Origin of the sequence: Streptomyces sp. NPDC002032 (genome assembly GCF_042890765.1) — a bacterium.
In the GTDB taxonomy this organism is placed as follows: Bacteria; Actinomycetota; Actinomycetes; order Streptomycetales; family Streptomycetaceae; genus Streptomyces.
The window spans coordinates 540,954-558,089 of record NZ_JBIASM010000001.1 but is presented as its reverse complement, the minus strand read 5'-3'; the positions used below and the strand labels follow the sequence as shown (position 1 = coordinate 558,089).

Here is a 17,136-nt window from a genome sequence, read left to right as displayed (position 1 = left end):
AGGGGCGCGGCGGGGGCTCACTCCGGTGGGCGCGGAGATTCACCGCAGGAACGTGCCTCCGCCTGCGCCGACCGGCCCCGGACCCCGCGAAATGCGGTCGCGGGCCGCGCGGGGGGCTGCGTAGGGTCGGCGCATGGGGAAGCCGCTCGTAGCAGTGTTCAGTGGGGCCGGGATGTCCACCGATTCGGGGATCCCGGACTATCGGGGGCCGCAGGGCCTGTGGCGCCGCGAACCCGACGCCGAGAAGCTCGTGACGTACGCGTACTACATGGCCGATCCGGAGATCCGCCGCCGGTCCTGGCTCATGCGCGCCGAGGTCTGGGCGGCCGCGCCGCGCCCGAACGCGGCGCACCTGGCGGTCGCCGAGCTCGAGCGCGGTGGCACTCCGGTCCGGGTGATCACCCAGAACGTGGACGGGCTGCACCAGCTCGCCGGGATGCCGGCGCGGAAGGTGTTCGAACTGCACGGGTCCGCGCGGTCGGTGGTCTGTACCGCCTGCCACGCACGGACGGGGCTGGACGAGGCGCTGGCCCGGGTCGCCGCCGGGGAGCCCGACCCGGCCTGTACGGCCTGCGGCGGGATCCTGAAGACGGCGACCGTGATGTTCGGCGAGCGGCTCGACCCGGAGGTGCTGGCGCGAGCGGTGGCCGTGGCCAAGGGGTGCGAGGTCTTCCTCGCCGTCGGATCGACCCTCCAGGTGCAGCCCGCCGCCTCGCTCGCCGGGATGGCGGCGGAGGCGGGGGCCCGTCTGATCATCGTGAACGCCGAGGAGACCCCGTACGACGCGCTGGCCGACGAGATCGTCCGCGAGCCGATCGGCACCGCCCTGCCGGCCCTGCTGACCCGCCTCTCGGCCGGCGCCGCCTGACCCCGGAGCCACGTGGGCCCGGACCCGCCTGAGCCGGAGCCGCGTGGGCCCGGACCCGCCTGAACCGGAGCCGTCCGGCCGGCGGCCGGGCCGGGCCCGGCGGGCGCCGGCCGCCGGCCGCCGGTCTCAGGCGGCGTCGGCCGCGCGCCGCATCTCCGCCACGTCCAGCTTCTCCATCTTCATCATGGCGGCGGTCGCGCGGGCGGCCCGCCCCGGGTCGGGGTCGCTGAGCAGGTCGATGGCCTCCTCCGGCGTGACCTGCCAGGACACCCCGAACTTGTCCTTCACCCAGCCGCAGGCCGACTCCTCGCCGCCGTCCCTGGTCAGGGCCTCGTAGTAGTAGTCCGCCTCCGCGTCGTCCGCACAGCGGATCTGGAAGGAGACGGCCTCGGAGAAGGTGAACTGCGGGCCGCCGTTGAGGCCCATGAAGCTCTGCCCGTTGATCTCGAACTCGACGACCATCACCGCACCCGGCTGCCCCGGGCCTTCCGCGGTGTAGTGGCCGGTCCGGCCGCGCTTCCCGTCCTTGAACACGGACAGGTAGAAGTCGGCGGCGGCCTCCGCGTCGCCGTCGAACCACAGACAGGTGGTGAAACCCTTGCCGGCCATGACTGCCTCCCGAGGGGGTGAGCGTGCGGGGCGGCGGCTGCCGTCCCCATCCCTACAGACAGGTTCCGCGCCCAGAACTCATCGGCGGCCGCGGAACCGGTCCGTACGTTCACCCCGGCGGGCTACATGGCGAGCATGCGGTCGACGACCCGCTCGGTGGCCCGGCCGTCGTCCAGGTCGCAGAACTCGGCGCGGAACGCCTCCCGCGCAGCGGCGTACTCGGCGCCCACCGCGTCGGCGTCGCGCACCGCCGCGATCAGGCTCGCGGAATCCTTCAGCAGCGGTCCGGGGGCCTTGGCCTCCAGGTCGAAGGTGAAGCCGCGCAGGGTGTCGCGGTAGTGCTCCAGGTCGTACGCGAACAGCAGGATCGGCCGGTCGGTCAGCGCGAAGTCGAAGAGCGCGGAGGAGTAGTCCGAGATCAGCACGTCGGCGACGAGCAGCAGGTCGGTGGTGTCGGGCCAGCGCGAGACGTCGACGACGAAGCCGTCGCGGACGCCGTCGCGGACCTGTTCCCCCACCTTGTGGTGGCCGCGCACCAGCAGCACGTGGTCCTCGCCGAGCTCGCGGCGGGCGGCGTCCAGGTCGATGCGCAGGTCGAGCTTGTAGCCGCCGGTCCAGCCGAGGCGGTTCTCGCGCCAGGTGGGCAGGTAGAGGACGACCTTCTTGCCCTCCGGCAGGCCGAGCCGGCGGCGGACCTCCGCGATCCGCGCCGCGTCCGGGCGCACCAGGGCGTCGGCGCGCGGGCTGCCGGCCTCCACGACGGGGCCGTCGTAGCCGAGGGCCCGCTGGAGGACGGGGGTGGCGTACGAGCTCGGGGAGGCGAGCAGCGACCACTGGGCGCTGTCGTGCCGGAGCCCCTCCAGGACCTCGGGGCTGGTGTAGTAGTCGTGCGTGAAGTCGTAGCCGATCTGCTTGAGCGGCGTGCCGTGCCAGGTCTGGACGACGGTCTGGCCCGGGCGGCGGAAGAAGGGCAGCGGCACGCTGTCGTTGACGACGTAGTAGCGGGCGCGGGCCAGTACGTCCCAGGCCTCCAGGCTGCCGTACTGGACGGCGCGCGCGGTCGGCGGGACCTCGGCGCGGCCGTCGCGCACCAGCCAGACGTGCTCCAGCTTCTCGCCGCGGCGCAGGAGTTCCTCGTGGATGGCGCGGGGGGAGTCGCCGGCGCCGTTCCCCTGGAAGGTGTCGTAGACGACCATGTCCTTGACCGGCAGGGCGCGCTGGGCCGGGTAGGTCACGTCGCGCGCGACGCGCTGGGCGTAGGCGGAGCGGTCGTGCGGGCTCAGGAGCGGGTCGGCGACCAGCGCCATCCGGTCGTGGAGGCGGGCTTCGACGCGCATCCGGCGGCCGAGGACGGTGATCGCGTGCGGTCCGGAGGCCATGACGGACGCGGAGAGCTGTACGTGCACCCCGCGGTCGACGCCGAGGAGCCCGGCGGTGGCGCCACCCCGGGCGACCGGGCGCAGCGTGGGCCACCAGCGGCCCTGGGGCAGGGTGGTGCGGCCGGCGTACGGCTCGGGCAGGACGGGCTCGAAGGAGGCCTCGAAGCGGTCGCCGTCGCGGGTGACGGGGTAGCTGAACTCCATGCCGTACTGGTTGTGGAGGACCAGCTCGTACGGTTCACCGGCCGTGGAGGCGGGCGCGCGGAAGCTGCCCCGGAGGGTCAGGGTGCCCTCCCGGGCGCTGACCGTGTCGACCCGCGGCGGCGAGGGCTGGACGGAGAGGATCAGGTGGCCGCTCATGCCCCGCTTGGCGTAGACGGTGCGTTCCCCGGGGTCGCCGGGGAGGGGGACCACCAGGCCGGTGAAGCCGCCGCGTTCGTCGTGTGCGACGGGGTGGCGGGTGCCGTCGCCGCGGACCACGGACAGGTTCCAGGGCTCGGGGCTCCACGTCCCGGGTTCCCGCTGGGGTACGGCGCCCAGGGCGGCCAGCGGGACGACGGCGGTGAAGGGGATCCGGCCGCCGGGGCGGGCGGGGGCGGTGGTGAGCGGGAAGGTGAGGACGGTCCCGGCGTGCTTGGCCTGGAGGGTGGCGTCCGCGCCGACCTCGGCGGCCAGCTCGCCCGTCAGCTCCAGGGTGTCCCCGTCGGCGGCGCGGACGTCCAGGACACGGGCGCGGACGATTTCGACCTGGACGGTGAGGACGTTGTTGACGGTCGGCAGGATCCGGACGTCGGGGGTGGCCCAGTACGCGGGCGGGGTGAGGGCGCTGTCGTGCTCGCCGCCCTTGAGGCGGGCCCGGTGCAGGCCTCCGGGGCCGGTGACGGCGATGGAGGTGGACCATATGCCCTCGCGCCACTTGCCGCCCGACTGGAAGACGGTGGGGTCGACGACGGCGCTGAAGCCCGCCCAGTCCGCGTGCCGCAGGGCGAGGTGCGGGCTGTTGACGGTGGCCATCGGGGAGGCGACGGTACGGGTGCTGACGACGGTGCGGCGGCGCTTGCCGTTCTCGCGGAAGATCAGCATCTTGCGGGAGCCGAGGCGGCTCTCCGCGCCCATGTGCCCGGGCAGGGCGTAGCCGCGCAGCAGCAGTTTGCCGTCGCTCCACGCGGCCTGCTCCAGCCGGCTCACGACGCGGCGCTCGCGCGGGCCGAGGGTGAGCAGCCTGGCCGGGACGGGTGCCTTGAGGAAGGGGTAGTCGGCCTGCGGGCGGGCCAGTCCCTTGACGGGCACGCTGTAGGTGAAGTCCCGCTGGTGGCGCTGGAGGGCGATGAACTCCTCTACGCGGCCCTCGCGGGCCAGGTACGCCTTGAGCCGGTCGGCGACGGTGAGGTCGCTCCAGGGGTCGGTGCCGATCTCGCGGATGAGGCCGCCGACCTCCTTGACGAAGGCCGCGCGGAAGTCCGGGCCGCCTTCGGCGACGTACTTGTAGATGAGCGGGAGTTCCTCGCTCAGCACGTTGCGGTCGTACTCGCGCAGGTAGCGGGCGTACTTCTCGCCGGACTTGGCGAGGAGGGCCTCGCGGACCAGGCGGACGGAGGTGACGCGGTCGATGACGGAGACCGGGTCGGTGGAGCGCTGGGTGATGGAGCGCTCTCCGGTTTCGCGGACCCGCCAGTGGTAGACGACGTCGCCGATCACGTCGACGCTCTTGGCGAAGTAGTGGGCGGGGATGCTGACGGGGGCGTCCTCGTAGAGGATGCCCTCCGGGTAGGCGAAGCCGTGCTCGTCCCAGAAGCTGCGCCGGTAGACCTTGTTCCACGCGGTGCGGTCGGTGACCAGCGCCGGGAACTTGGAGATGTGGGTCTTGAGGCGCGTGTTCGCGAATGCGAGCCGGTGGCCCCAGGACTGCTGCATGCCGACGGAGCGGAAGCGCCTGACGTTGCCGGCGGCGAAGTCGGAGCCGGTCTCGTCGAGGGCCGCGATCAGGCGCTCGTACGCGTACGGGGGCATGGTGTCGTCGCTGTCGACGAAGGCCACGTACTCGGCGCCCTCGGCGGCGTGCCGGAAGCCGACGTTCCGTGCGGCGCCCAGGCCCGCGTTCTTCTGGAGGACCACCCGGAACCGTTTGTCACGCTCCGCGAACGCCTGCGCGAGGGCGGCGCTCGTGTCGGTGGACCCGTCGTCGACGATCACGACCTCGAAGTCGTCGAACGTCTGAGCTGCGATGGACTCCAGGCACTCGTCGAGGTAGAGCTCGACGTTGTAGACAGGGACGACGATGCTCAGGCGCGGGGGCATGGGTGGCGGGTTCTCCAGCGTTTTTTGCTTTGTCGATGAGTTGATGATCAGCTGATTACAGCATCTTACTCTGTAACAGGATGATAAAGTCCGCCCATCTCGGACATATGCCTGGGGGTCGCCGGGGCGGACGGCAAAGAATTCGACCGCCCGCCACCGCGCCGTCGCGGCCCCCTCGGACTCCTCAGATCTCCAGGTCGGCCTCGATCTTCTTCAGCTGGTGCCTGGCCATGGCGAGGTTGGCCCGGCCGCGGTCGAGCGCGAGGTAGAGGAAGAAACCGCTGGAGCCCCTCGCCTTCATCAGCCGGATCAGGTGGTACTGACTCCCGAGCGTGATCAGGATGTCCTCGATCTCGTCGTTCAGGCCGAGCATCTCCATCGCGCGGACCTTGGCGCGGACCACGTCGGTGTTGCCGGCCGCGGCGACCGAAAGGTCCAGTTCCTTGCTGCCGCCGATGGTGCCGAGGGCCATGCCGCTGCCGTAGTCGACGAGGGCGGCGCCGATGGCTCCGTCGATGGTGTTGGTGGCTTCCTTGAGGGCGGTCTCGACGTTGACCATGAGGGGTTCCTCTTTCTGCTGTGCCCCGTCCCGGGTCGGGACGGACGGGCGTGCTGTCGTTTGCTGGGCGAGAAGACGGAAGAAGAGCGGAAGGAAGGAGGAGGGGTACGGGAACGGGGTCAGGACGCCGGTCCGATCGCGGCGGGGGGCGGCGGGATCCTGCCGGGCCCGCGCCGTCCCAGGCTGTGGTCGATGAGCTCGGTGATCCGCAGGCTGGAGCGGCGGGCCTCCAGGTGCAGGCGGCCGACGTTGACGCGCGGTTCCGCGATCAGGGTCAGGACCGCCGCGTCACCCGCGGCATAGGTGGCGACGTACCCGTGCTCACCGCGCACCAGCAGTTCGCGGAAGCCGCCCTGGCCGGTGCAGTCGCTGAGCCGCTGGGCCACGCCGAGGGCGGCGGCGGTCAGCGCGGCGACGGACTCTGCCTCGGTGGCGGCACTGTCCTGGGCGAGCACCAGTCCGTCGGCGCTCGCGGCGAGGGCTCCGGTGAGCTGGGGCACCCGGGCCCGCAGCCGGCGGAGCTCGGCGAGTATCTCGGCTTCGGCTTCGGCGGGCACCATCGCCGTACTCATGTCGGCGCTCCTCCCTTCGGGCAGCCTCCGCTCGGAGCGGTCGGCTCGCAGAACCGGTCGCAGCGGGAGCCTCACAGACTTGCCTCCAGTGCGTCGCGTAACCGGCGGAGCAGAGCCACGTCCGGGGATTGGGCCTCGGTGATCCAGGCGGGCAGGGGTGGGGCCGGCAGCGGGACCGGCCGGGTGTGCGGAGTCTCGACCAGCCCGGCGGCGGCGAGTCTTCGTACGTCGAGCAGGGTGTGGAAGGCGGGCCGGCCGAGCGCCCAGGCCAGGTCCGCGGGGGTCCGTACGCCGTCCGCCTGGGCGAGCAGGGTCCGCTGCCGGGCGGTGACGGTCTGCCCGGGCGCGGCCCGGCGGGGCACGACCGGGGAGATGTCCAGCAGCGGATACGGCCACACGGCGTCGAGCAGTTCGCGGCGGCGGCTGGTCTCGCGTTCGACGGCGGCCGCCGGGACGGAGCGGACCGAGCCGATCCAGTGGGTGGCGCCCCGGCGGAAGCGGGAGGGCCCGCTGCCCGGGGAGAGGGCGAAGAAGGCGGCGTCGAAGATCGCGGCGAGGTGGCAGATCTCCAGCTCGCCCCCGGCGAGGCCGCCGCTGTCGACGAGGAAGCGGGCGACCTGGCGGCGGGCACCGGCCTGGTTCACGGCCTCCTTCCAGCGCTCGGGGGCGAGTCCGCCGCCGGTGGTGAGCAGCACGTCGAGACCCGGGGTGGCGGGGCTCTCGGCGTGGACGATGCGGCCGTCCTCCAGGAAGAGGGTGCCGCGGTCGCGGAGCAGGGCGCCGGTGGCGCGTTCGGCGGCGAGGCGGGTGAGCAGCGGGGAGACGGCGGTGGTCATCTGAGCACGAGTCCTTCGGCCAGTGCGCGGAGTCTGTGACGGGCGAGGGCGAGGTTGCCGTCGGTCCGGTCCAGCCACAAGTGGAGGAAGACACTGCTGTCGAAGCTCGTGTCGACGAAGCGGAGCACGTGGTAGCCGGAGCGGGTGGTGACGATCAGGTCCTCTACGGGGGGTCCGGAGGCCGGGGGGCCGCCGCTGGATCCGGGTTCGCCCGCCGCCGGTGCGAAGGACTCGTACTCGGCGGCCGCCCGGGCCAGTTCGGCGGTCTCGGCGGCGGTGGTCTCGTGGTCACCGACGGGTGAGTCCCCGGCGGTGCCGAGGGCCAGTCCGCTGCTCCAGTCGACCAGCGCGGCCCCACGCGCACCAGGCAGGGCCATGGCTTCGAGCAGGCATTCGTCGATCCCGGGCACGCGGGCTCCCCTCCCGGCCGCACGTGCTGTGTGCACGGTCGTACGGCGCGACAAGAAGGGAACTTACTCAAGTTCCACTCTGCGGAAGGGCGTTCTGGCATTTTCCGCTGGAACATGCGCGTTACCGCGTGGCAGCTTGGCCGGATCGCATCCGTTTTTGATCAAGAGTGCGATCGGGGGAGCGATCGGGACCGTTCTCCCGCTCCCATCCTGCCCGAAACGGAGTCCGGCCGGGGCGTCAGCCGGCGGGCCGGTGCGGGAGCAGGCGCTCCACCATCACCCCGATGAGGTGGTCCGCCGGGTGGGCGGCCGCCATCGCCGGGAGGGTGAGGTCGTCCAGGTGCAGGCCGAGCATGGCGAAGTAGAGCAGCAGCACGCCGTCCCGGTCCCCCGGCAGGCCCGCGTCCAGGTGCCCGGCGATGTTCTCCTCCAGCTCCGCGCCGAGGAACCGCGCCAGTTCCTCGTGGAGTTCGGGCCGCCGGGTGGCCTCCAGCCGCAGCTCCAGCACGGCGATCTGCACGCTGCGTTCGCGGCGCATCCGGGCCAGCAGCCGGCGCAGGAGCTCCTCGGTGTCGAGCGGGCCCTCCAGCTCGGCGGGGCCGGGGGCGAGCCGTTCGCGGGTGCGGTGCAGGATCTGCACCAGCAGCTGGCCGCGGTGGGCGAAGTAGTTGGAGGCGGTGCCGGTCGGGACCCCGGCCTCCTTGTCCACGGCGCGCAGCGTCAGGCCCCGCGAGCCCTCGCGCGCCATGACTTCGATGGCGGCGTCGAGGAGCGCGGCGCGGCGTTGCGGATTCTGGCGCATGGGGGATCCCGGGGGTCGTGGCTGCCGTCTCGAAAGCACTGCATGCGCAGTGCTCAGCACACGCTAGCGGACCTTCGCGCCCCCGGACCCTCCCCCGCGCCCCCTCGCCCGTGTCACGCTGCCCGTCATGGAGCGGATCATCGAGGAGATACGCGAGGACCTGAACCGCCGGATCGCCGTCGCGGCGGACCGGCTCACCGACCGGACGCTGACCGAGGATCCCGCCTACGCCGCCCTGCTCGGGCGGGCCGAACTGCGCGAGCGGATCCACCTCACCCTGAGCCAGGCCGTCGAGGGCCTGGTCCGCGGCGCCCGGGGGCTGCCGGCCGAACTGGCCGACGCCCGGGCCACCGGTGCCCTGCGGGCCGGGCAGGGGGTGCCGCTCGCCTCCGTGCGGCGGACCTACCGGTACGGCGGGCGGCTGTTGTGGCAGTCCCTGACGGAGGCGGTGGCCGCGCACGACCGGGCGGAGCTGCCGCGGCTGCTGCCGGGGGCGGTGGTGCTGTGGGACGTACTGGACCAGATGGCCGACGCCGCGTCGGAGGCGTACCTGCGGGTGGAGGCCGAGCGGGGCGAGCGCGACCGCGAGCTGCGCGCGGCCCTGCTCGACACCCTGCTCGACGGCGGCGGCCCGGCGGCGGAGGGCGCGGCCACGGCGGCGGCCGCCCGGCTGGGCCTGCCCGAGCGGGGCCGCTTCGCCGTGATCGTCCTCGCGGCGCCCGGCCCGGCGGGGGCGCGCGGAGCCGCTGCGGACGGCAACCCGGCGGGCGGGCTCGCGGCAGGCGGGCCGGGCGCGGGCGGGGCCGGGCCCGGAGCGGGCGGCGCCGGCGACGGGCCCCGCGTGTGGTGGCGGGTGCGCGCCGACGGGGAGACCGGCCTCGCGGAGCTGGGCCACCATCCGTTGGAGTCGCTGCGCGCCTTCCTCGGACCGCTCGCGGTGCGCGCCGGGGTCAGCCCGGTCGTGGCGGCCCCGGCCGAGCTGGCCGGGGCCCGGCGGCTCGCGGCCCTCGCCCTGCGCACCGCCCCGGCGGCGTCCGGGCCCGGGACCGCGCTGCTCGACGAGCGGCTGCCGGCGGCGCTGGTGGCGTCCGACCCCGAACTCGCGGCCCGGCTGCGCCGGGTGGTGCTGGGGCCGGTCCTGGCCCTGCCCCCGGAGGACGGCCGGGTGCTGCTGGACACACTGGGCACCTGGCTGGCCTGCCGGGGCTCGACCACGTACGCGGCGCAGCGGCTGTACTGCCACCGCAACACGGTCTCCAACCGGCTGCGGCGCCTGGAGCGGCTCACGGGCCGGGCCCTGTCGGACCCGGCGCACGTGGTGGAGCTGGCCCTGGCCCACGCGGCGGTCCGCCAGCGCGCGGCCACGGCCACAACCCCCGCCCCCGCCCCCGCTACGCCTCCTGCGGCTGCTGCTGGGCCGACTCCAGCAGGTACGGCACGTCGATCACCGCGACCCCCGGGGTGAACAGCAGCCGCGCCTTGAGCCGGAGGGCGTTCTGGTTGTGCAGGGGCTGTTCCCACCAGTGGCCGACGACGTACTCGGGGATGACGACCGAGAGCATGTCCGTGCCCTCGGCGGCGGCCTCTTCCTCCACGTACGCCATCACCGGGGCGACCACTTCGCGGTAGGGCGAGTGCAGGATCTTCAGCGCGATCCCCGGGTCGTGCTCGGCCCACGCCGCCCGCAGCCGGTCCGCCTCCTGCTCGTCCGCGGCCACCGAGAGCGCGGTCAGGGTGTCGGGCCGCAGCCCCTGGGCGTAGCCGAGGGCCTTGAGGGTGGGGGCGTGGACGGAGGCGACGAGGACGATGACGTGGTGGCGGGCGGGCTTGCGGGGTCTGACGCCGGGGGCGACGGACACCTGCCGGGCGACCGTGTCGTAGTGGCGGCGGACGCCCTTCATGCCGATGAACAGGGCGGGCATGGCGATGACGACCAGCCAGGCGCCGTGCGTGAACTTGGTGATGAGGACGATGACCAGCACGACGGCGGTCATGGTGGCGCCGATCGCGTTGATGGCGAGCCGGCGGTGGATGTGGACCCGTTCCTCCCGGGGCGTGGCCGGTGAGGCGAGCGCGCGGCGCCAGTGCCGGACCATCCCTGCCTGGGAGAGGGTGAAGGAGACGAAGACGCCGATGATGTAGAGCTGGATGAGGCGGGTCAGTTCGGCGTCGAAGGCGACGATCAGGGCGATGGCGGCGAGGGCGAGCAGGACGACGCCGTTGGAGTAGACGAGCCGGTCGCCGCGGTTGGCGAGCTGGCGGGGCGCGTAGCGGTCCTTGGCGAGGATCGAGGCGAGCATGGGGAAGCCGTTGAAGGCGGTGTTCGCGGCGAGGACCAGCACTCCGGCGGTGACGGCCTGGAGCAGGTAGAAGAGGAAGTGCCAGCCCCCGAAGGTGGCGCGGCCGATCTGGGCGAGCGCGGTGGACATCGGGGTGCCGGGGGGCAGTCCGAGTTCGGTGGGGTCGGCCGCGACGTGCACCTGGTAGGACATGGCGAGGACGGTGATGCCGGCGAACATCGTCACGGACAGGACGCCCATCACGGCGAGGGTCGTGGCCGCGTTCTTCGCCTTGGGCTTCGCGAAGGCGGGGACGCCGTTGCTGATGGCCTCGACGCCGGTGAGGGCGGTGCAGCCGGAGGCGAAGGCCCGCAGGGCGAGGAGGACCACCGCGAAGCCGGTGTAGGTGCCGACGGCGGTGATGGGCAGGTGGGCGGACTCGGCCCGGATGGTGTCGCCGGTCGCGAGGCGGACGGCGGCGAAGGCGAACATCACGTAGATGACGAGGACGAAGCCGTAGGTGGGGATGGCGAAGACCCGGCCCGACTCCCGGACGCCGCGCAGGTTCATGAGGGTGAGCAGCACCACGAAGGCGACGGACAGGGCGACTTGGTGGTCGCTGAGGGAGGGGATCGCGGAGGTGATGGCGGCCACCCCGGAGACCACGGAGACCGCGACGGTCATCACGTAGTCGACGAGGAGGGCGCTGGCCGCGGTGAGGGCGGCGGTCGGGCCGAGGTTCTCGGAGCTGACGACGTACGCGCCCCCGCCACCGGGGTAGGCGTGGCAGGTCTGCCGGTAGGAGGCGATGACGACGACCAGCAGGAAGACGATGGCGGCGGCCGCATACCACGCCAGGTGGAGCAGCGCGACCCCGCCGAGGGCGAGGATCAGGAGGATCTCCTCCGTGGCGTAGGCCACCGAGGAGAGCGGGTCGCTGCAGAAGATGGGCAGGGCGAGCCGTTTGGGCAGCAGGGTCTCGCCCAGGCGCGCGGTGTCCAGGGGCTCACCGACCAGCATGCGTTTCAGATTGATACGCCTCATTCCGGCATGATCGTCCATTTACGACCGGTTTGCGGGGAACCTACCGGTCCGTTCGGCCCAGTGGCGATCTTGCGGGGCCGCTGCGATGGTGATCACATCGGCCGCCCACGCGCTTCGGGCACGGGCGGCCGCCCGACCGAAGGAGGGCGGCCATGGACGCATCCGTCTACCTGGCCTACGACTACCCGGTCCTGGGTGCCTTCTGGACCGTGATGTGGATCTTCCTCTGGGTCCTGTGGCTGATCCTGCTCTTCCGGATCATCGTGGACCTCTTCCGTGACCACGAGATGAACGGCTGGCTCAAGGCCGTGTGGCTGCTGTTCCTCCTGCTCATCCCGTTCCTGGGCGTCCTGGTCTACGTGATCGCCCGGGGCAAGAACATGGGCCGGCGCGAGATCAAACACGCGCAGGAACAGCAGGAGGCACTCAACAGCTACATCCGCGAGACCGCCGGGACCACCGGCAAGAACACCACGGCCGAACTCGCCCGGCTCTCCGAGCTCAAGGCGAAGGGCGACCTGACCGAGGCCGAGTTCCAGCAGGCCAAGCAGAAGCTGCTGGCCTGAGCACCGTGGCCCCGGCCCCGCCGCCCGGGTCCGGGGCCGCGGCCCTCACATCCGGGCGGCGGCGCTGCGGATGGCCTCGCGGATGCGGAAGTAGGTTCCGCACCGGCAGATGTTGGCGATGGCGTCGATGTCGGCGTCCGTGGGCTCCGGGGTCCGCTTCAGCAGGGCCACGGCCGCCATGATCTGGCCCGGCTGGCAGTACCCGCACTGGGCCACGTCCTGCTCCAGCCAGGCCTCCTGCACCGGATGCAGGGTGTCCCCGTCGGCCAGGCCCTCGATGGTGGTGACCTCCTTGCCCGCACAGGCGGAGACCGGCACGACGCAGGGCCTGACGTCGGCGCCGTCGAGGTGGCTGGTGCAGGCCTTGCAGACGTCCACCCCGCAGCCGTACTTGGGACCGGTGACGCCCAGCAGGTCGCGGAGCACCCACAGCAGGGGCATGGAATCGGGCGCGTCGACGGTGACGCTGCGCCCGTTGACGGTGAAGGTGTGGGAAGGCACGGGGTGCTCCAGCGGTCAGCGCGGGTAGGGGGTGAAGTCGACGTCGAAGTCGAGCGGGAAACTGCGCGGCTTGGAACCGGTGGCCCGGGCCCAGGCGTTGGCGATGGCCCCGACGGCGGCCGGCACCCCGAGCTCGCCCGCACCGCCCGGCTCGGTCCCCGTCGCCGGGAGCACGAAGACGCGTACGTCCGGCGGGGTGTCGCGCTGCTGCGCCCAGTGGAACTGGCTGTAACTGCCCTCCAGGGGAAGCCCCTTGTCCAGGTGCAGACCGGCCCGCAGGGTGGTGGAGATCGCGTCGGTGAGACCGCCGATCATCTGCGCCTCCAGTCCGCGCGGGTTCACGGGCAGGCCCACGTCCACCGCGATGACCGCCCGGGTGACCCGCGCGCGCCGCGGATCCCGGGTGTCGATCTCCACCAGGCAGGCGGTGCGGGACTTGTACTCCTCGTGGAAGGCGATGCCCTGCGCGCAGCCGGCCGGCAGGGCCCGGCCCCACTCCCCCTCGGCGGCCGCCTTGTCCAGGACCGCGCGCTGGGCGTCGGTCTTGAGGAAGGTGCGGCGGAACCGGTACGGGTCCTTGCCGGTCGCGGCGGCGAGCTCGTCGACCACGATCTCCTCGGCGCCCCGGGTGTTGGCCGAGTACACCGAACGCCAGGACCCGGTGGGGATCCCGGTCGGCACCTCGGACAGGGCCTGGGTGGTCAGTCCGAAGTGGTACGGGGACTTGACCGTGGTCAGGAAGAGGGTCTGGGCGAGGGTGGCGTTGCCGATGCCGGAGGGCAGGCTGGCGGCGGTGGCGGTGATGATCTCGCCGAGCCCGTGCCGGAAGTCCGTCTCGGCGGCGGCGACCCGGTGTTCGAAGCTGAGCACCTCGCCGAGCAGGTGGGTGGCGCGGATCTTGTGGTGGGTGGCGGGGCGCATCCGGCCGTGCCGGGTGTCGTCGACGCGGGTCCACATCAGCTTCACCGGGCGGCGGCAGGCCCGGGAGATCCGGGCGGCCTCCAGGGCGGCGTCGAAGAACAGCCGCCGGCCGAAGGAGCCGCCGGCCTGGACGACGTGGACCTTCACCCGGTCCAGCGGCAGGCCGAGCTCCGCCGCGATGGTCTCGCGCGCCACGATCGGGGACTTGAGCCCGGACCAGATCTCGGCCCGGTCCTCGCGGACGTCGGCGATCGCGGAGTTGGTCTCCATCGGGGCGTGGCTGACGAAGGCGAAGTCGAACTCGGCGTCCACGTACGGGGTGAGCAGCGGCGGCACCAGCAGCGGCGGGGTGGCCGCGCGCAGCTTCGTACGGATCTGCGCGTCCGAGAGCCCGTCCGCGGGTCCGGGGCCCCAGACGACCTGGAGGGCGGCCTTGGCGTCGAGGGCCTGGCCGAAGGTCTCGGCGACGACGGCGACGCCGGTCGGGACGCTCACCACGTGCAGGACCCCGGGCATGGCCCGGACGTCGGCGAGGTTGGAGACGGCGCGGACGGATCCGCCGAGGGTGGGCGGGCGCCGCACCACACAGGGCTTGGCGCCGGGCACGTCCAGGTCCAGGGTGTAGCGCTGCGCGCCGGTGACCATGGCGCGGGCGTCGATCCGGCCGGCCGGGGTGCCGACGAGGGTGTGGCGCGCGGCGGGCTTGGGGGCGGCGCCGAGGACCGTCAGGGCGGGCGAGGCGGCGGCCGCGGCGAGGGAGCCGTAGCCGGCACTGCGGCCGTCGGGGGCCCGTACGACGCCGCCCGCGGTGCTCAGCCGGGCCGCGGGCAGGCCCCAGCGCGCGGCGGCGGCCGCGACCAGGCGGGCCCGGGCGGTGGCGGCGCACTGCCGGACCGGACCGTAGAGCGAGCGGATCGCGTTGGAGGAGCCGGTGAGCTGGTTGAACAGCAGTTCGGGGCGGGCGTCGTCCAGTTCCACGCGGACGGAGTCCAGGGGCGCGTCGAGCTCCTCCGCGACCAGCATGGCCACGGCGGTCGTCAGGCCCTGGCCGACCTCCTCGCGGGGCAGCCGGAAGCGGATGGTGCCGTCCGGGTCCACGGCGAGCGCCAGCAGGGCGGAGGTGGGGGCGCCGGCCAGGATGAACAGGTCGCCGAGGTCGATCAGGTCGGCGATCGCGGGGAGGCTGGGAACGACCGCGTGCGCGGGCTGGGGGGCGAGGACGTCGGCCGCGGCGCGCGTGACCAGCGCCAGGGTCGGCGCCGCGACGAGGTGGGTCAGGAAGGAGCGCCGGCTCCGCGCGGGCGCGGTGGCGCTCCCGGCGGCGCCCGGTGCGGGGCCGCCCGGTCCGGAGCCGCCCGGTCCGGAGCCGCCCGGTCCGGCCGTTCCCGTCCTGTCTGCGGCCCTGAGTTCGGCCGTGGCCGGTCTGTCCGCGCCGCCGTGTCCGGCCGCGCCGCCCTGTTCGGTCATCTGGTCGTGTCCCCGCCCTGCCCCCGGCCCGCCGAACGGACCGACCCCGCCTCATTACCGGCACGTAGCGTAGCGATCACCCGGCGGGGTGGGAAGCGGGAGGCGGGCGGGACCTGGGTGACCACAACCCGCAGCGGCGGGTCCTCCGTTCGGGGGATCCCCCGAACGGGGCGAGCCGCCGCTCCCGCCGCGCGCCGGCCCCGGGCGGGGCCTCGTACACCTCGGCCGTACGCTCGACGCACCACCCCCGGGACGCCGGTTTCCGGCCGTCGGCTCCGGCGCCCGGACGGGGCGCCCTGCCGCCGGAGCCCCCCCCCGGCGGCCCTGCGGGCCTTCCGGCCGGGCCCCGCCGCGGCTGACCGGATTCGTTCGTACGCGCGCCGGGCGCGCGGATCGCCTGCGGCATATGCCAGGAGCAAGGCCGTTACGGATGTTGCCAAACGCCTTACGGCCCGTCGTGGCCTGTGCCACAGTCGTAGCCGGTCCTGCTTACGGACCTGGCCGTGACGCGTTCGTACCGCCGCGCCTGCATCGGAGTGCCCATGCCGTCCCATCTGTACGCGGACCGCCCCGCGCAGCCGCCCGAGCCGGGAACCGTGGACGCGCTGATCTCCCTGACCCACCGGCTGCGGGGCGACGTGGACGCCGTGCGCCGCGACACCGCCGTGGACGGGGACGACGCCCGGGGACGCTGGCAGCGCGCGCTGTGCGACCTCGCCGTGCACCACCTCGACGACCTCGGCGAACAGCTCGGCCAGCTCAAGGAGGGCCTGCCGCCCGCACCGGAGCCCGCCGGGCTCCCCCCGGCGGCCCCCGAGACCACCGCCGAGGACCACCGGGGACGGGTCGGCAGCGCCGAGTGGAACCTGCTGACGGACGAGGTCAGCTGGTCCGGGGAACTCTTCGAGATCTTCGGTCGGCCGCCCGGCGCGGGCCCGCTGCCGCTGGACGAACTGGGCTCCACCCTCTTCTCCGAGGACCAGCCGCTGCTGACCGCGATGGTCACGGACTGTCTGGTGGACGGCAAGCCGATCGACGGCGAGTTCCGCATCGTCCGGCCCGACGGCCGCGTCCGGACGCTGCACATGAGGGGCGAGCCGGTGCTCGACTCCGACGGCTGCACGGCCACCATGTGGGCCGTGCTGCGCGACGTGAGTGAACTGCGCCGCAGCCGGCGGGCGGTGCGCGAGTCACAGGACTCGTTGCAGCGCCGGCAGGAGATCGCGCGGACCGAGCACCGGCTGGCGGTCGAACTGCAGGAAGCCGTGCTCCCCCCGTGGCGCGGCTCCCTGCGGTTCCCGCGGGCGCACCCCTCCTCCCTGGACGTCGCCGCGCACCGCCTGCCCGCCACGAACCGCGCACTGATGGGCGGCGACTGGTACGACGCCCTCGAACTCCCCGACGGCCGCTCCCTCCTGACGGCTGGCGGCCTGACCGGCCACGGGGTGAGCGCCGCCTCCGGGATGGCGATGGTGCTCGGCGCCCTGCGCGGGATGGCCATGGCCGGGATCGAACCGGGCCCGCTGATGGGCTGGCTCAACCAGCTCCTGGACAACTCCGTGCGGCCGGCCCTCGGTTCGGCCGTCTGCTGCCGCTACGAACCCGGCCGCCGGGTCCTGTCCTGGGCGCAGGCCGGCCACCCCGCGCCGCTGCTGTTCCGCCACGGCCGGGGCCGGGCACTGCGGCCGCCCGAGGGCGTGCTGCTGGGCGCGACGCCGGGGGCCGTGTACGGGCAGGCCGAGGAACGCCTCGAACCGGGCGACGTACTCGTCCTGCACACCGACGGACTGACCCCGCGCGGCCCAGAGTCCGCCGGTGGCGTCCCGGATGCCGCCGAGCGGCTGCTGGCCCTCGCCGCGGGGTTCTCCTCGGCCCCGTCGGCCCGGGACTGCGTACGGCTGGTGACGCGGGAGTTCGCGGGGGGCGAGCGCGAGGACGACGCCTGCGTCCTGGTCGCCCGGATCGGCGACTAGCAGCGGGACGACCGGCCCGGCCCGTCCCGTGCGCCCCTGCGCGCCACCCCGC

General features: G+C 73.7%; 14 protein-coding genes. 4 read left to right on the top strand and 10 right to left on the bottom strand.

What is annotated here, in order from left to right; genetic code table 11:
• Nucleotides 1-133: 133 nt before the first annotated feature.
• Nucleotides 134-868, top strand: a complete 735-nt coding sequence (locus tag ACFYYT_RS02170; RefSeq protein ID WP_351831682.1) for a Sir2 family NAD-dependent protein deacetylase — start codon at nt 134-136, stop codon at nt 866-868.
• A 126-nt stretch (nt 869-994) separates the two neighbouring features.
• On the opposite strand, the gene ACFYYT_RS02165 is transcribed toward ACFYYT_RS02170, so the two are convergent.
• The 7 genes from ACFYYT_RS02165 to ACFYYT_RS02135 form a co-directional block, all read right to left on the bottom strand.
• Nucleotides 995-1,477: a VOC family protein gene (locus ACFYYT_RS02165; protein ID WP_385321927.1), complete on the bottom strand. Its 483-nt coding sequence runs from the start codon at nt 1,475-1,477 to the stop codon at nt 995-997.
• A 122-nt stretch (nt 1,478-1,599) separates the two neighbouring features.
• The gene (locus ACFYYT_RS02160; protein WP_351831234.1) at nt 1,600-5,154 is read right to left on the bottom strand and encodes a bifunctional glycosyltransferase family 2 protein/CDP-glycerol:glycerophosphate glycerophosphotransferase; all 3,555 of its coding nucleotides are present in this window, start codon (nt 5,152-5,154) and stop codon (nt 1,600-1,602) included.
• Between the two features lie 184 nt (nt 5,155-5,338).
• The gene (locus tag ACFYYT_RS02155) at nt 5,339-5,713 is read right to left on the bottom strand and encodes a hypothetical protein (protein ID WP_351831233.1); all 375 of its coding nucleotides are present in this window, start codon (nt 5,711-5,713) and stop codon (nt 5,339-5,341) included.
• Between the two features lie 119 nt (nt 5,714-5,832).
• Nucleotides 5,833-6,285, bottom strand: a complete 453-nt coding sequence (locus ACFYYT_RS02150; protein WP_351831230.1) for a roadblock/LC7 domain-containing protein — start codon at nt 6,283-6,285, stop codon at nt 5,833-5,835.
• Nucleotides 6,286-6,356: 71 nt separating this feature from the next.
• Nucleotides 6,357-7,121 (bottom strand): transcriptional regulator, encoded by a 765-nt coding sequence (locus ACFYYT_RS02145; protein WP_351831228.1) that lies wholly within the window; start codon nt 7,119-7,121, stop codon nt 6,357-6,359.
• Nucleotides 7,118-7,531 carry a hypothetical protein gene (locus ACFYYT_RS02140; RefSeq protein WP_351831226.1) on the bottom strand — a complete coding sequence of 138 codons (414 nt, stop codon included), beginning with the start codon at nt 7,529-7,531 and terminating at the stop codon, nt 7,118-7,120. The genes ACFYYT_RS02145 and ACFYYT_RS02140 overlap by 4 nt, the downstream gene beginning before the upstream one ends.
• A 238-nt stretch (nt 7,532-7,769) precedes the next feature.
• Nucleotides 7,770-8,333, bottom strand: a complete 564-nt coding sequence (locus ACFYYT_RS02135) for a TetR family transcriptional regulator (protein WP_351831223.1) — start codon at nt 8,331-8,333, stop codon at nt 7,770-7,772.
• A 127-nt stretch (nt 8,334-8,460) separates the two neighbouring features.
• Here ACFYYT_RS02135 and ACFYYT_RS02130 point away from each other — a divergent pair, with 127 nt between their 5' ends.
• Nucleotides 8,461-9,798, top strand: a complete 1,338-nt coding sequence (locus ACFYYT_RS02130; RefSeq protein ID WP_388606779.1) for a helix-turn-helix domain-containing protein — start codon at nt 8,461-8,463, stop codon at nt 9,796-9,798.
• On the opposite strand, the gene ACFYYT_RS02125 is transcribed toward ACFYYT_RS02130, so the two are convergent.
• Entirely contained in the window at nt 9,725-11,656 is a 1,932-nt protein-coding gene (locus tag ACFYYT_RS02125) for an APC family permease (RefSeq protein WP_351827416.1), read from the bottom strand. The two genes, ACFYYT_RS02130 and ACFYYT_RS02125, sit on opposite strands and share 74 nt — an antisense overlap.
• Before the next feature lie 152 nt (nt 11,657-11,808).
• Here ACFYYT_RS02125 and ACFYYT_RS02120 point away from each other — a divergent pair, with 152 nt between their 5' ends.
• A complete protein-coding gene (locus ACFYYT_RS02120; protein ID WP_351827419.1) occupies nt 11,809-12,222 on the top strand; it encodes an SHOCT domain-containing protein in 414 nt (137 codons plus the stop codon).
• Between the two features lie 45 nt (nt 12,223-12,267).
• Here ACFYYT_RS02120 and ACFYYT_RS02115 read toward each other — a convergent pair whose 3' ends face one another.
• Complete coding sequence (locus ACFYYT_RS02115) at nt 12,268-12,723, bottom strand: (2Fe-2S)-binding protein (protein ID WP_351827421.1); 456 nt, start codon at nt 12,721-12,723, stop codon at nt 12,268-12,270.
• A 15-nt stretch (nt 12,724-12,738) separates the two neighbouring features.
• Nucleotides 12,739-15,111 carry a molybdopterin cofactor-binding domain-containing protein gene (locus ACFYYT_RS02110; RefSeq protein WP_351827424.1) on the bottom strand — a complete coding sequence of 791 codons (2,373 nt, stop codon included), beginning with the start codon at nt 15,109-15,111 and terminating at the stop codon, nt 12,739-12,741.
• 542 nt (nt 15,112-15,653) lie between these two features.
• Between ACFYYT_RS02110 and ACFYYT_RS02105 the strand changes: the two genes are divergently transcribed.
• Nucleotides 15,654-17,084, top strand: a complete 1,431-nt coding sequence (locus tag ACFYYT_RS02105) for a SpoIIE family protein phosphatase (protein ID WP_351827427.1) — start codon at nt 15,654-15,656, stop codon at nt 17,082-17,084.
• Nucleotides 17,085-17,136 lie beyond the last annotated feature (52 nt).

What these genes read in the sequence shown, in the direction of transcription:
- ACFYYT_RS02130 (WP_388606779.1), top strand. Translation starts at nt 8,461, where the DNA reads ATGGAGCGGATCATCGAGGAGATACGCGAGGACCTGAACCGCCGGATC.
- ACFYYT_RS02135 (WP_351831223.1), bottom strand. Translation starts at nt 8,333, where the DNA reads ATGCGCCAGAATCCGCAACGCCGCGCCGCGCTCCTCGACGCCGCCATC.
- ACFYYT_RS02120 (WP_351827419.1), top strand. Translation starts at nt 11,809, where the DNA reads ATGGACGCATCCGTCTACCTGGCCTACGACTACCCGGTCCTGGGTGCC.
- ACFYYT_RS02110 (WP_351827424.1), bottom strand. Translation starts at nt 15,111, where the DNA reads ATGACCGAACAGGGCGGCGCGGCCGGACACGGCGGCGCGGACAGACCG.
- ACFYYT_RS02170 (WP_351831682.1), top strand. Translation starts at nt 134, where the DNA reads ATGGGGAAGCCGCTCGTAGCAGTGTTCAGTGGGGCCGGGATGTCCACC.
- ACFYYT_RS02155 (WP_351831233.1), bottom strand. Translation starts at nt 5,713, where the DNA reads ATGGTCAACGTCGAGACCGCCCTCAAGGAAGCCACCAACACCATCGAC.
- ACFYYT_RS02125 (WP_351827416.1), bottom strand. Translation starts at nt 11,656, where the DNA reads ATGAGGCGTATCAATCTGAAACGCATGCTGGTCGGTGAGCCCCTGGAC.
- ACFYYT_RS02160 (WP_351831234.1), bottom strand. Translation starts at nt 5,154, where the DNA reads ATGCCCCCGCGCCTGAGCATCGTCGTCCCTGTCTACAACGTCGAGCTC.
- ACFYYT_RS02105 (WP_351827427.1), top strand. Translation starts at nt 15,654, where the DNA reads ATGCCGTCCCATCTGTACGCGGACCGCCCCGCGCAGCCGCCCGAGCCG.
- ACFYYT_RS02165 (WP_385321927.1), bottom strand. Translation starts at nt 1,477, where the DNA reads ATGGCCGGCAAGGGTTTCACCACCTGTCTGTGGTTCGACGGCGACGCG.
- ACFYYT_RS02145 (WP_351831228.1), bottom strand. Translation starts at nt 7,121, where the DNA reads ATGACCACCGCCGTCTCCCCGCTGCTCACCCGCCTCGCCGCCGAACGC.
- ACFYYT_RS02150 (WP_351831230.1), bottom strand. Translation starts at nt 6,285, where the DNA reads ATGAGTACGGCGATGGTGCCCGCCGAAGCCGAAGCCGAGATACTCGCC.